Source organism: Streptomyces carminius, from assembly GCF_002794255.1.
Lineage (GTDB): Bacteria > Actinomycetota > Actinomycetes > Streptomycetales > Streptomycetaceae > Streptomyces > Streptomyces carminius.
On sequence record NZ_PGGW01000063.1, the window covers coordinates 19,681 to 32,310 of the forward strand.

Genomic DNA, 12,630 nt, shown 5'->3' on the forward strand with positions numbered 1-12,630 from the left:
GACAGGCAGAACGGACATCTCGCTCACCCGCCCTCCCGGAGAGCTCCCTGCCCGGGAGGACGCGAGCGGGTCCGTCCGCGTTGCCCGCCGTGCGCCGAAGGAAGCATGATCACAGTTGGATCACGGATCCGCAACGGCGTTCGCGAGTGCACGGATGATCCGCCACCTGTCCGATCTTCGTCCGTGTAAACCTTTCATCGCCCCTGCCAACCGGATGTGGTGAAACACACCCGCCGAACGGGCCATCCGGTTGACAGCGGGACGGGGTACCCGGTCTTCTTGATGTCATGCCAGCGATTCGCGCGCTCAGCCCGGCCCGCCACTGCGGGGCCCTCCGCGCTGCCCGGACTCGCTGCCGCTGTTGTCGCCGCTGAGCTGTCGCCGCTGAAGCCGGCCGCCCGGGCCCGCCGTTGAGGCACCCGCCGAGGCGCCGCCTCCCGTGAGGCTCGTGAACCCACCGGTCCTCCGGCCTCCCCGGCGTTCGCCTCCGGTGCTCCCTCCCGCCGTTCCACCGCCTGGCCCTGCCACTTCCCGGCACGTACGGCTTCCCTCTGTTTCCCTCTGGTTTCCACTGGTTTCCTCAGTTCCCCCCCGCTCGCCCACCCCCGCTAGGAATCCCCGACCGTGAACAGCGACGTCGAGATCGCAGGCGACCCGCTCGCCGTGCCGCACCTGCTGCCGCCCGTCCCCGCCCACCCCTCCACCGTCGCCGGCTTCGCCGGCCTGGCCCGGACGATCACCGCCGACCGGGCCGGCTGGGCGCCGCTCGTCCGGTACGACGCCACCACCCGCTGGTACCACCGGCTGCGCACCGGCCCCGGCTACGAGGTCTGGCTGCTGAGCTGGGTGCCCGGGCAGGGCAGCGGTCCCCACGACCACGGCCCCTCCTCCGGAGTGCTCACCGTCCTCGACGGCGAGCTGACCGAGCGGACCGCGCGCGGGGACCGCACACTCGGCGCCGGAGCGCAGCGGGTGTTCGCGCCCGGCTACGCGCACGAGGTCGTCAACGACGCCCTGGAGCCGGCCGTCAGCCTGCACGTCTACTTCCCCGGCCTCACCGAGATGCCGATGCACACCGCCCCGCACACCCTGACCTGCGCGGCTCCGGCCGCCCGCCGGGACACGGCCGTGGGCTGACCGCTCCCCCGCGCGCCGTGCGCGTCCCGGCCGTCTCCGGCGGTCTCCCGGCGGTCCCCTCCGTCCCGGGCCGCCGCTTGCTGAGAGACTGTCGGGCATGCAGCGCATTGTGGTTCTGGCCGGGGGCATCGGCGGTGCCCGCTTCCTGCGCGGTCTGAAGGAGGCGGCGCCCGGAGCCGAGATCACGGTCGTCGGCAACACCGGTGACGACATCCATCTCTTCGGCCTCAAGGTCTGCCCGGACCTCGACACGGTGATGTACACCCTCGGGGGCGGCATCCACGAGGAGCAGGGCTGGGGCCGCTCCGACGAGACCTTCACTGTGAAGGAGGAACTGGCGGCGTACGGCGTCGGGCCGGAGTGGTTCGGCCTGGGCGACCGGGACTTCGCCACCCACATCGTCCGCACCCAGATGATCGGCGCGGGCTATCCGCTCAGCGCCGTCACCGAGGCGCTGTGCGCGCGCTGGCGGCCGGGCGTGCGGCTGCTGCCCATGACCGATGACCGGGTCGAGACCCATGTGGTGATCGGGACCGAGGACGGCGGCCGCCGGGCCGTGCACTTCCAGGAGTACTGGGTGCGGCTGCGGGCCGAGCCGCCCGCACAGGCCGTGGTGCCGGTGGGCGCCGAGCAGGCCAAGCCGGCGCCGGGCGTACTGGACGCGATCGCCGGTGCCGACGTCATCCTCTTCCCGCCGTCCAACCCGGTGGTCAGCATCGGCACCATCCTGGCCGTGCCCGGCATCCGCGAGGCGATCGCCGACGCCGGAGTGCCGGTGGTGGGCCTGTCCCCGATCATCGGGGGCGCCCCGGTGCGCGGCATGGCCGACAAGATGCTCGCCGCCGTCGGGGTGGAGTCCACCGCGGCGGCCGTGGCCGGGCACTACGGGTCGGGACTGCTGGACGGCTGGCTGGTGGACACCGCGGACTCCGGCGCCGTGGCCGGGGTCGAGGCGGCGGGCATCCGCTGCCGCGCCGTGCCGCTGCTGATGACGGACGCCGGGGCCGCCGCGGGGATGGCCCGCGAAGCGCTCGCGCTCGCCGGGGAGGTACGGGCATGACGGATCCCCTGGGCGGGACCGCCGGATCCGCCGGGCCGGCCGGGCACCGGGCACCGGAGGTTCCGGGGTACCGGGTGTGGGCGCTGCCCGGTATCCCCGAGGTGCGGCCGGGCGACGACCTGGTGAAGCTGATCGCCGACGCGGCCACCGGGCCGGGGCTGCCCGGTCTGGCGGACGGCGACGTGCTGGTGGTCACGTCGAAGATCGTGAGCAAGGCCGAGGGGCGGATCGTCGAGGCCGCCGACCGGGAGGCCGCCGTCGACGCCGAGACCGTGCGGGTGGTCGCCCGGCGCGGCCCGGCGCGGATCGTGGAGAGCCGGCACGGCTTCGTGATGGCCGCGGCCGGGGTGGACGCCTCCAACACCCCGGCCGGCACGGTGCTGCTGCTTCCCGAGGACCCGGACGCCTCCGCGCGCCGGATCCGCGCGGGCCTGCGGGAACTGCTGGGCGTGACGGTCGGGGTGATCGTCACCGACACCTTCGGGCGTCCCTGGCGCGAGGGCCAGACCGATGTGGCCGTCGGAGCCGCCGGGGTGCGGGTGCTGGAGGACCTGCGCGGCACCGCCGACATGTACGGCAACCCGCTGGGGGTGACGCTCACCGCGGTCGGCGACGAACTGGCCGGGGCCGGCGAACTGGTGAAGGGCAAGGCCGACGGGCTGCCGGTCGCGGTGGTGCGCGGTCTGCCCCAGCATCTGAGCTGGGACGACCCCGCCGAGGAGGACCATGAGGAAGGCCATGAGGAAGAGGCCGGGAAAGGTGCCGGGGAGGCGTCCGGGGACACCGGGGCCCGCGCACTGATCCGCGGCGCGGCCACCGACATGTTCCGGCTGGGCACCTCGGAGGCGGTACGGGAGGCGGTGACGCTGCGCCGCACGGTGCGGGAGTTCACCGCCGAGCCGGTGGACGGCGCGGCGGTACGGCGGGCGGTGGCCGCGGCGGTCACCGCTCCGGCCCCGCACCACACCACGCCGTGGCGGTTCGTGCTGCTGGAGTCGGCACGGACCCGCACCCGGCTGCTGGACGCGATGCGCGAGGCGTGGATCGCCGACCTGCGCGCGGACGGGAAGGGCGAGGAGAGCATCGCGAAGCGGATCCGGCGCGGCGACGTCCTGCGCGACGCGCCGTATCTGGCGGTGCCGTGCCTGGTGGCCGAGGGGGCGCACGACTACCCGGACGAGCGGCGCTCGGCGGCCGAACGCGAGATGTTCGTGGTCGCGGCCGGGGCCGGGGTGCAGAACTTCCTGGTCGCGCTGGCCGGTGAGGGACTGGGCTCGGCCTGGGTGTCCTCCACGATGTTCTGCCGCGAGGTGGTGCGCGAGGTGCTGGACCTGCCCGGGAACTGGGACCCGATGGGCGCGGTGGCCGTCGGGCGGCCGGCGGCCCCGCCCCGGCCCCGCCCGGCCCGGACGGCCGAGGCCTTCACCGTCGTCCGCTGAGCGCGCCCGCGGTACGGGTTCCCCGGAAGCCGAGAACCGGAAGCCGGAAGCCGGAGGCCGGGTCCGAACGCGTCACCGCGCGGCGCGCGTCACAGCCGGGCGATGTCGCCGCGCGGGAAGCGCGGCGCCCGGCGGGGCGGGCGGCGGCCGGTGGCCAGGATCAGCCGGGTGGCGCGGTGGCGCTGGCCCGCGTAGGGGGCCAGCAGTTCCAGCATCCGCGCGTCGTCGCCGTCCCGCTCGCCGGTGAGCGCGTAGACCACGGTGCCCGGCAGGTGCAGGTCGCCGACCGTCACCGCGTCCGCCGCGCCGTTGCTGCGCTGGAGCGTCTCGGCCGCCGTCCACGGGCCGATGCCGGGGACGGCCGTCAGCCGGGTCACCGCCGCCGCCAGGTCCATGCCCGCCGCCTCCTCCATGCGCCGGGCGCGGGAGACGGCGCGCAGCACGGTGGCGGAGCGCTTGTTGTCCACCCCGGCGCGGTGCCACTCCCAGGAGGGGATCAGTGCCCAGGTACGCGGCCCGGGCATCACGCGCATCCCCTCGGGGAGCCGGCCGGCCGGGCCCGGCGCGGGCTCGCCGTACCGCCGCAGCAGCAGCCGCCAGGCGCGGTACGCCTCGTCGGTGGTGACCTTCTGCTCCAGGATCGAGGGGATCAGCGACTCCAGCACCAGTCCGGTGCGGGCCAGCCGCAGCCCGGGCCGGCGGCGGTGCGCCTCGGCGACCAGCCGGTGGCGGGGGACGAAGGCCGACGGGTCGTCACCGGCGCCGAGGAGGGCCGGGAGAGCCTCCAGCACCCACTCGGCACCCGGCCCCCACGCCTCGGCCACCACCTGTCCGGCGGCGGCGTCCGGCACCAGGCACAGGGTGGCCGGTCCGCACGGGGTGCGGGTGGCGCGCCAGAGCGCGCCGCCGGCCGCCCGGTACGCGGGGTCGTACGGTCCGCGTCCCAGCACCCGCAGGTTGCGGGGCAGGTCGCGGGGGTCGAAGGGCTCCGGCGGGGTCCAGCGGCGGACGGCCGCGGCGGCTTCGGGTGCCGGGCGGCGGACGGCGGGCGGGGGCGGTGCTGCCATCGGTGGACCTCCGCTCTGGGTGCCGGGCGGCCGGGCCAGTGTAGGCGGCCGGCCGCCCGGCGCTTCGGGAGCCCGCGGGCCGGGGCTACCTGCCCTGGAGCCGGGCCGCCAGCGTCCGGATGCCGGGCAGCTCGCGGTAGAGCCGGTCGCCCGGGCAGGTGGTGTACGAACCGTCCCGGTGTCCGGAGACGGTACGGAACCTGACCTTCGTCCCCTTGGGGTACTTGCCGCCGGCGGAGGTCAGGACCGCGGTGCCCCGCGGGTTGACGCCGTGCAGGCCGAGCTTCCACCCCAGCAGCTTGGCGACGCCCTCCACCGCGGCCCGGGTGGGCCTGGCGGCGCCGTACGAGCCGAGGACGGCGATCCCGGTGGTGTTGTCGTTGAGGCCCAGGGTGTGTGCGCCCTTCACCGGCCTGGCCACGCCTCCGGCGCGGCCCTCGAAGATCTTTCCGCACTTGTCGACGAAGAAGTTGTAGCCCACGTCCCGCCAGCCGTTGCTGAGAACGTGGTAGCGGTAGATGGCGCGGATGACGGAACCGGACTGGCCGCAGGTGTAGGAGTTGCTCATCGCGGTGTGGTGGACGAAGGCGGCCTTGACCGTGCTCGTGTAGAGGAACGAGCCGCGCAGCCGTTCGTCGGCCCCCCAGCCCCGGCGGGTGACGATGCCCGGCCGCGGCCCGATGGGGGCCTGCGCCCTGGCGTACGGCTTCTCGGCCCGGACGACGCCCGGCCCGCGGTCCCGGCCGCCGGTGCCGCGCTCCGCCGGTGTGCCGCCGCGGAGCTGCTCCCCGCCCGGGGTCTCCTCCTCCTGGGCCGGGATCTCCAGGGCGCCGAGGGGGGCGAGACCGGCGTTGGCCGCGCTGCTGGCGCGGTCCTGAGGGGTGAGCGCGCCGGAGGAGTCGCCGCCGGGAGGGGGGTCGTCGCCGGGGTGGACCAGGTCCAGCCGCAGTCCGCCGGGCAGCGGTTGCCCGCCGTCCGGACCGGCACCCGGGTCATCGCCCGGACCACCCTCCGGACCGCCGCCGGGATCGCCGTCCGGGCCGGGCCCGGGCAGGAAGCGGGCCTGTACGCCGTCCGAGTCACCGACCCACAGCGGGGCCGTGGCGCCGCGCGGTGCGGTGTCACCGCCCTCGGCGGAGCCGGGATCGGGTCTGTCGGCGTGGCTCTCCAACTCCCGCCAGGGTGACCAGTCGCCGGTGCCGGCCGCCCGGGTGCGCACCTGGATCCGGCCCCGCGGTTCCTCGTCCGGGTCGTCCCAGACCGCGCCGAGCAGTGCGAAGGGTTCGATGTCGCGCGCCGGAAGGCCGAGGGGCACCGGGTCGCCGGACTGTCCGGCCCCGGTGTCCCCGCCGGAGGATTCCAGCGGTACGAGCGGCAGTGTCTGGGTGCTCCCCGGCAGCCGGGAAGTCGTCTCGTGGACGGCGGCGGATGCCGGGGCCGTGCTGCCGCTGTCCGCCGCCGCGGCGGACAGCGGCAGCACGGCAGCCGCCGCGCACGCGACGGCGATCGAGGACGCAATGAATGCACGCATGGCACCGATACTGGGCAGAAGCTGACAAATCTGTCGAACCGAACCCGGTGCGCCGCCACCCCGGGCGCCCCGTACCTCCGGCGCGGCGCTCCCCGTCCCCGTACCCGCCGGACGGCGGCGGCCCGCGTACCCTGGCGCCGATGAACACCACCGACCACACCCCCGCCGACCTGCTGCGATCCGCGCTCGCCGCGGACGCCGCCCGCCCGCTGGTGACCTTCTACGACGACGCCACCGGCGAGCGCGTCGAACTGTCCGTCGCCACCCTCGCCAATTGGGTGGCGAAGACGGCCAACCTCCTGCGGGACGAGCTGTCCGCCGAGCCCGGCGACCGCCTCGCCCTGCTGCTGCCCGCCCACTGGCAGACCGCGGTCTGGCTGCTCGCCTGCTCCGCCACCGGGGTCGTCGCCGAACCGGACCCCGGACCCGACGCGATCTCCGCCGCCGATCTCGTCGTCAGCGGCCCGGACACCCTGGAGGCCGCCCGCGCCTGCTCCGGCGAGCGCGTCGCGCTCAGCCTGCGCCCGCTGGGCGCCCGCTTCCATCGGCCGCCGGACGGTTTCACCGACTACGCGGTCGAGGTGCCGGGGCAGGGCGACCATTTCACCCCCTACTCCCCCGTCGATCCGGACGCGCCCGCGCTGGTGGTCGGCGGCGAGGAGCTGACCGGGGCGCAGATCACCGAGCGGGCCCGGGCCGACGCCGCCGTACGCGGGCTCGGCCCCGGCTCACGGCTGCTGTCGGTCCTGCCCTACGACACCTGGGAGGGACTGTCTGCCGGCCTGTTCGCCCCGCTGGCCGCCGGCGGCTCGGTCGTGCTGTGCCGCAACTCCCACGGGCCGGCCGCGTCCGCGCTCGCGGAGCGGAGGAAGAGTGAGCGCGTCACCCACACCGCCGACTGACCACCGGCCGGCCGCCGGTCCGCCGGTCAGCCACCGCCGAACACCGGGAGCATAACCGGCATTCCCCCACTCACCCACTCGAATCACGGTCGTGCGGCCGGGTTTTCACGCCTCCCGTACAACCTCATGCGCCTTTCGCCCGTCTGTACTGAAGACCGGCGACCGTACTTCTGTGCACCACCGCGCCGGAGACGGCAGACCACGTAGACCGCGTGAGGGATGAACTCAGACGTGACCGAACCCGAGGGCCCGCCCCCGGCGGACCCCCCGCTCCGGCCCCGCCGCCGCTGGCTGCGCTGGACCGCGCTGGGGGCCTCGTTCGTCGTGCTCGCGACGGCCGGGGCGGTCTGGGTCCTCTACAGCCGGCTCGACGGCAACATCCGCACGGACGTCGGAGCCGTCAACCAACTGCGGCGCTTCGAGAGCGAGCGCCCCCGGCAGATCGTCCACGAGGCGAAGAACATCCTGCTCATCGGCTCCGACGACCGCGGCGGCGACAACGGCCGGTACGGCCGCGACAGCGGCACCCAGCGCTCGGACACCACGATCCTGCTGCACCTGTCCGCCGACCGCTCCGGCGCCACCGGGGTGTCGATCCCGCGCGACCTGATGGTGGACGTCCCCGCGTGCGAGCGGCCGGACGGCACCACCACCGAACCACGGTTCGCACAGTTCAACTGGGCGTTCGAGCTCGGGGGTGCGGGCTGCACCATCCGCACCGCCGAGAAGCTGACCGGCGTCCGGGTCGACCACCACCTGGTCGTCGACTTCGCCGGTTTCACCAGGCTCGTGGACGCCGTGGGCGGCGTCGAGGTGTGCCTGGCCGAGCCGGTGGACGACCCCGACGCCCAACTCGTCCTGGACGCGGGCCCGCAGACGCTCGACGGCGAGCAGGCACTCGGCTACGTCCGCACCCGCAAGGGCATCGGCGACGGCAGCGACACCCAGCGGATGACCCGGCAGCAGGAGTTCCTCGGCTCACTGGTGCGGAAGGTCCGCGGGGAGGGAATCCTGACCGATCCCACCAGGCTCTACCCGGTGCTGGACGCGGTGACGTCCTCGCTCACCGCCGACCCCGGGCTGGACTCCCTCAAGGAGCTGTACGACCTGGCGGGCAGCGTGCGGGAGATCCCCGAGGACCGGGTGCGGTTCCTGACCGCGCCCAGGCAGCCGTACGTCCACAACCCCAACCGCGACGAACTGGTGCAGCCGGACGCCGAGCGCCTGTTCACGGCGCTGCGCAACGACCGGCCCGTACCGGAGGACCTCGACTCCCCGGCGGACCCCGGTTCCGGGACCGATTCCGGTTCCGGTTCAGGTTCCGAGCCGGCCGCTTCCGAAGGTCCCTCCGGTGCCCCGCGGGATGATGCCCCGGGAGCCGGGTTCGCCGTGGCCCGGACCGGCCTGTCCGGGCCCTCCGGTTCCCCCGTGGACGGGCGGCCCGCCGCGACCGGGAGCGTGTGCGGATGACCACGGGGACACGGGTGCGGACGAGCGCGCGGACGAGCGTACGGGCGGGCGCGCGCGTACGAGAGAAACAGCACACCCACCGGACCGCGATAATGCAGCGGAATGCCCGTTTCGAGAGGAAAGTAACTTGCCGGGAAGGGTGCTTGAGGCTGGACAGTGCCAGATAGTGTGAGCAATCCGGTGCGCGCGCCCATAGTCGCCGCGCACCGCAGGACGACCGACCGAGCGCCCCGCGTCCCCCGACCAGGACGAGGCGCCGCGTGGTTTGACGGAGGATTCAGGCAACCGTGGACGCGCAGAGCCGTGGGCAGGCGGGCGACATCGATCCCGCGGACCAGTGGGTGTTCGACCCGGACACCGGTGACTACAAGCTGCGGCCGCTGTCTCCCGGCGTGCCCCCTTCCCCTTCCCCCGCCGCCGCGACCCAGGCGCCGGGGACACCCCGTACCCCACGCACTTCCCGTACTCCTTCCCCGAGTTCCCCGGGTTCCCCGGGTTCCCCGGGTTCCCCGGGTTCTCCCCGTTCCGCCCCCCGGTCCACCACCTCGCACGCCACCGGCCGGGCGGCGGTGCCGTCCGGCGCCGAGGTGCCCAGACAGCGCAGGCGACGGGCGGACGACGCCCCCGCGAAGGCCGGGGGGACGCCGGAGGGACGCCGGGCGGCGGGCGGCCGGGCGGCCAGCCGGCGCAAGGCCAAGCCGAAGAAGTCCAAGAAGCAGAAGGTCCTGCTGTGGACCGGCGGTGTGACGGCCTTCCTGCTCGTCGGCACCTCGGCCGCCGCCTACGTCCTCTACAACCACTTCAACGGCAACCTCAACACGGTCGACGTCGGTGACGCCGGGGACGGCGGCGGCTTCGGCGGCGACGGCCCGGTCAACATCCTGCTGATCGGCACCGACAAGCGCACCGGCGCGGGCAACGAGGGCTACGGCGACAAGAACAGCCCCGGCCACGCCGACACCACGTTCCTCTTCCACGTCTCCGCGGACCGCTCCAACGCGACCGTGCTGAGCATCCCCCGGGACCTGATCACCGACATCCCCGACTGCCCCACCAAGCAGGAGGGCGGCGAAACCGAGATCGTCCCGGGCGAGCAGGGCGCCCGGTTCAACACCAGCCTGGGCCAGGCGGGCCGCGACCCGGGCTGCACCATGCGGACCGTCAAGGAGCTGACGGGGCTGGACGTCCACCACTTCATGATGGCGGACTTCAACGCCGTCAAGACGATGACCACCGCGGTCGGCGGGGTCGAGGTGTGCCTGGACAAGCCCGTCAAGGACGACAAGTCCCACCTGGACCTGCCCGCGGGCGTGAGCGTCATCGAGGGCGAGCAGGCCCTGGCCTTCGTCCGCACCCGCAAGAGCTTCGGCAACAGCAGCGACCTGGACCGCATCAAGATACAGCAGCAGTTCCTGAGCTCGATGATCCGCAAGTTCAAGTCCAACGACACGCTCACCGACCCGGGCAAGTTGTGGAGCCTGGCCGAGGCCGCCACCAAGGCGCTGACGGTGGACACCGGCATAGGCACCATCAAGAAGCTGAGCGACCTGGGCCGGGAGCTCAGCGGCATCAACCCCAAGAACATCTCCTTCGTGACCCTTCCGGTGATCGACAACCCCGTGGAGAAGGTCAAGGCCACGGTGGTCCCCGACCCCGTCAAGGCCCCGCAGCTCTTCGCGATGATGCAGAACGACATCTCCCTCACCGAGGTGGAGAAGAAGGAGAAGGCCGCCAAGAAGAAGGCCCAGAAGGAGCAGGCCGCCCTGCTCGAGGGCCCGCGGGCCGACGCCTCCGAGGTGCGGGTCGAGGTCCTCAACGGCGGGGAGATCGCGGGTGCGGCGCAGGCGACGCTCACCTGGCTGCAGAACACCCAGAACGTGCTGAAGTCCAGCAACGGCGGCAACGCGCCCGAGCAGCTCCCGAAGACGGTCCTGGAGTACGCGCCCAACCAGGCCGACCAGGCCCGCAAGCTCGCGGACCTGATGGGCCTGCCCGCCTCCGCCCTGAAGCAGGGCACCGAGGACGCCGAGGGGCTGGAGCCGATGACACTGACGCTCGGCGCCGACTTCCAGGGCGCCGGCATCCCCGTCACCGCCCCGGCGAAGGCGCCGGAGGACATTCAGAAGGTGGAAGCCGACAAACAGATATGCGCCAAGTGACGGCGCGCACGCCCCGTTCCGAGCGCGGGCCGAACGACCAGGGGAGGGCAACCCGTTGGGGCAGCGCGCCGCACGGAGGAAGGGCGCGCACGACCGTGCCGCCGAGGCCGGGGACTTCGGCTGGGACGACGGCCTGTACGAGGAGCACGGGCGGTCCACCGCCGACAGCACCTCCGACAGCAACAGCACCACCGCCGACACCAGCGGCGGCAGCGGGAGAGCCGTGCCGCGGTCCGGGGGCGGCCACCGTTCCGGCGGCCCGCGCCGGGGCACGGGCGGCCGGGCCGGGCGGATACTGCGCTGGACCGCGGCCGGTCTGTCACTGCTGATCCTCGGCACGGCCGGCGCCGGTTACCTCTACTACGAGCACCTCAACGGCAACCTCACCCGCAAACCCCTGACCCTGGGCGACAACCGGCTCGACCACCGGCAGAACGCCGCCGGCCAGACCCCGCTCAACATCCTGCTGCTGGGCTCCGACAGCCGTAACTCCGCCCGGAACGTCGAACTCGGCGGCGCCCGGGACGAGGTGGGGCGCAAGCCGCTCGCCGATGTGCAGATGCTGCTGCACCTCTCGGCCGACCGCGGCAGCATCTCGGTGCTCAGCATTCCCCGGGACACCAAGGTGACCATCCCCCAGTGCACCGACCCCGAGGACGGCACGGTCCACGAGCAGACCACCGGGAAGATCAACACCAGCCTCCAGTACGGCGGTCCGGGCTGCACGGTCGCCACCTGGATGGAGCTGACCGGCATACCGATCGACCACTTCATGATGATCGACTTCGCGGGTGTGGTGGACATGGCCGACGCCGTCGGCGGTGTCCCGGTCTGCGTCCGGGACAACATCCAGGACAAGAACTCCGGGCTGCGCCTGGAGGCCGGCACCACCACCGTCCGGGGCGAGCAGGCCCTGCAGTGGCTGCGCACCCGCTACGGCTTCGGCGACGGCACCGACATAGGCCGGGCGAAGGCCCAGCACATGTACATGAACTCCATGGTCCGGCAGCTCAAGGCCGGCACCAAGCTCACCGACCCCGGCAAGCTCCGGGCCCTCGCCGAGGCCGCGACCGGGGCGCTCACCGTCGACGAGGGCATCGACAGCGTCAAGGACCTCTACGACCTGGCCGAGCAGCTCAGGCAGGTGCCCACCGACCGGATCACCATGGCCACCATGCCCTGGCAGTACTCCGACGGCGGCAGCCACGTGATACCCGAGCCGGGCGACGCCGAGAGGGTGTTCTCGCTCATCCGCGACGACATCGCACTCGACGGCAAGGACAAGAAGCGGAAGAAGACCGACAAGCCCGCCACCACCGGCCCGGCCGCCCCCAGCGAAGAGATCCCGGTGCGGGTGCGCAACGGCACCCGCACCGTCACCCTGGCCCCCGTCAACGGCCGCGCCGCCGCCGTCACCGACGAACTGCACCGGCTCGGCTTCACCCGGGCCGCCACCGACACCACCCCGGCGGCCCAGGCCGACACCACCGTCTCCTACGCGGACGAGGACCGGCGTGGCGACGCCCTGGCCGTGGCGAAGGCCCTGGGCCTGCCCGAGCGGGCCGTGAAGCACTCGGCCGGGGCCGAGGAGATCACCCTGGTGATCGGCGCCGACTGGCGCCGGGGGAGCGCCTATCCCGGGCAGGCCCCCGGCACCGCGGCCCCCGACGAGGGCGGGGCCGACGGGACCGACGGGACCGACGGGACCGACGGGACCGACGGGAACACCGTCCCCGAGAGCGCCGGTGCGCTCAACGGCTCGCAGAAGGACGCCTGCATGGACGTGAACCCCGCGCACATCTGGTGACGCGCACGGCGGGGACGGCACGGGCGCGCACGGCGGGGACGGTCCGCGGCCGGGCCGC

General features: G+C 73.9%; 9 protein-coding genes. 7 read left to right on the top strand and 2 right to left on the bottom strand.

Annotated elements, in window-relative coordinates; translation table 11 throughout:
• Window positions 1–624: 624 nt before the first annotated feature.
• The 3 genes from CUT44_RS21850 to CUT44_RS21860 all read left to right on the top strand — a co-directional run bounded on the left by CUT44_RS21850 (window position 625) and on the right by CUT44_RS21860 (window position 3,636).
• Window positions 625–1,137, top strand: a complete 513-nt coding sequence (locus tag CUT44_RS21850; protein WP_100203632.1) for a cysteine dioxygenase — start codon at window positions 625–627, stop codon at window positions 1,135–1,137.
• 97 nt (window positions 1,138–1,234) lie between these two features.
• On the top strand, window positions 1,235–2,197 hold the full coding sequence (cofD, locus tag CUT44_RS21855; protein WP_100203633.1) for a 2-phospho-L-lactate transferase: 963 nt from the start codon (window positions 1,235–1,237) through the stop codon (window positions 2,195–2,197).
• Window positions 2,194–3,636: a coenzyme F420-0:L-glutamate ligase gene (locus CUT44_RS21860; protein ID WP_100203634.1), complete on the top strand. Its 1,443-nt coding sequence runs from the start codon at window positions 2,194–2,196 to the stop codon at window positions 3,634–3,636. Before cofD ends, CUT44_RS21860 begins: the two co-directional genes overlap by 4 nt.
• An 89-nt stretch (window positions 3,637–3,725) precedes the next feature.
• Here the strand turns inward: CUT44_RS21860 and CUT44_RS21865 are convergent, their stop codons facing one another.
• Together CUT44_RS21865 and CUT44_RS21870 are read right to left on the bottom strand one after the other, a co-directional pair.
• Window positions 3,726–4,703 carry a DNA-3-methyladenine glycosylase family protein gene (locus CUT44_RS21865; RefSeq protein ID WP_100203635.1) on the bottom strand — a complete coding sequence of 326 codons (978 nt, stop codon included), beginning with the start codon at window positions 4,701–4,703 and terminating at the stop codon, window positions 3,726–3,728.
• An 85-nt stretch (window positions 4,704–4,788) separates the two neighbouring features.
• Window positions 4,789–6,234 (bottom strand): peptidoglycan recognition protein family protein, encoded by a 1,446-nt coding sequence (locus tag CUT44_RS21870; RefSeq protein WP_100203636.1) that lies wholly within the window; start codon window positions 6,232–6,234, stop codon window positions 4,789–4,791.
• 140 nt (window positions 6,235–6,374) lie between these two features.
• Between CUT44_RS21870 and CUT44_RS21875 the strand changes: the two genes are divergently transcribed.
• The 4 genes from CUT44_RS21875 to CUT44_RS21890 all read left to right on the top strand — a co-directional run bounded on the left by CUT44_RS21875 (window position 6,375) and on the right by CUT44_RS21890 (window position 12,572).
• Window positions 6,375–7,136, top strand: coding sequence for a TIGR03089 family protein (locus CUT44_RS21875; RefSeq protein WP_100203637.1), 762 nt, complete (start codon window positions 6,375–6,377; stop codon window positions 7,134–7,136).
• 219 nt (window positions 7,137–7,355) lie between these two features.
• Complete coding sequence (locus CUT44_RS21880) at window positions 7,356–8,606, top strand: LCP family protein (protein ID WP_100203638.1); 1,251 nt, start codon at window positions 7,356–7,358, stop codon at window positions 8,604–8,606.
• Between the two features lie 287 nt (window positions 8,607–8,893).
• Window positions 8,894–10,765 carry an LCP family protein gene (locus CUT44_RS21885; RefSeq protein ID WP_100203639.1) on the top strand — a complete coding sequence of 624 codons (1,872 nt, stop codon included), beginning with the start codon at window positions 8,894–8,896 and terminating at the stop codon, window positions 10,763–10,765.
• Between the two features lie 55 nt (window positions 10,766–10,820).
• Window positions 10,821–12,572, top strand: a complete 1,752-nt coding sequence (locus CUT44_RS21890; protein ID WP_100203640.1) for an LCP family protein — start codon at window positions 10,821–10,823, stop codon at window positions 12,570–12,572.
• Window positions 12,573–12,630 lie beyond the last annotated feature (58 nt).

Bases quoted from the DNA above. Each gene is read 5' to 3' on its own strand.
- CUT44_RS21875 (WP_100203637.1), top strand. From the start codon at position 6,375: ATGAACACCACCGACCACACCCCCGCCGACCTGCTGCGATCCGCGCTC.
- CUT44_RS21865 (WP_100203635.1), bottom strand. From the start codon at position 4,703: ATGGCAGCACCGCCCCCGCCCGCCGTCCGCCGCCCGGCACCCGAAGCC.
- CUT44_RS21880 (WP_100203638.1), top strand. From the start codon at position 7,356: ATGAACTCAGACGTGACCGAACCCGAGGGCCCGCCCCCGGCGGACCCC.
- cofD (WP_100203633.1), top strand. From the start codon at position 1,235: ATGCAGCGCATTGTGGTTCTGGCCGGGGGCATCGGCGGTGCCCGCTTC.
- CUT44_RS21870 (WP_100203636.1), bottom strand. From the start codon at position 6,234: ATGCGTGCATTCATTGCGTCCTCGATCGCCGTCGCGTGCGCGGCGGCT.
- CUT44_RS21860 (WP_100203634.1), top strand. From the start codon at position 2,194: ATGACGGATCCCCTGGGCGGGACCGCCGGATCCGCCGGGCCGGCCGGG.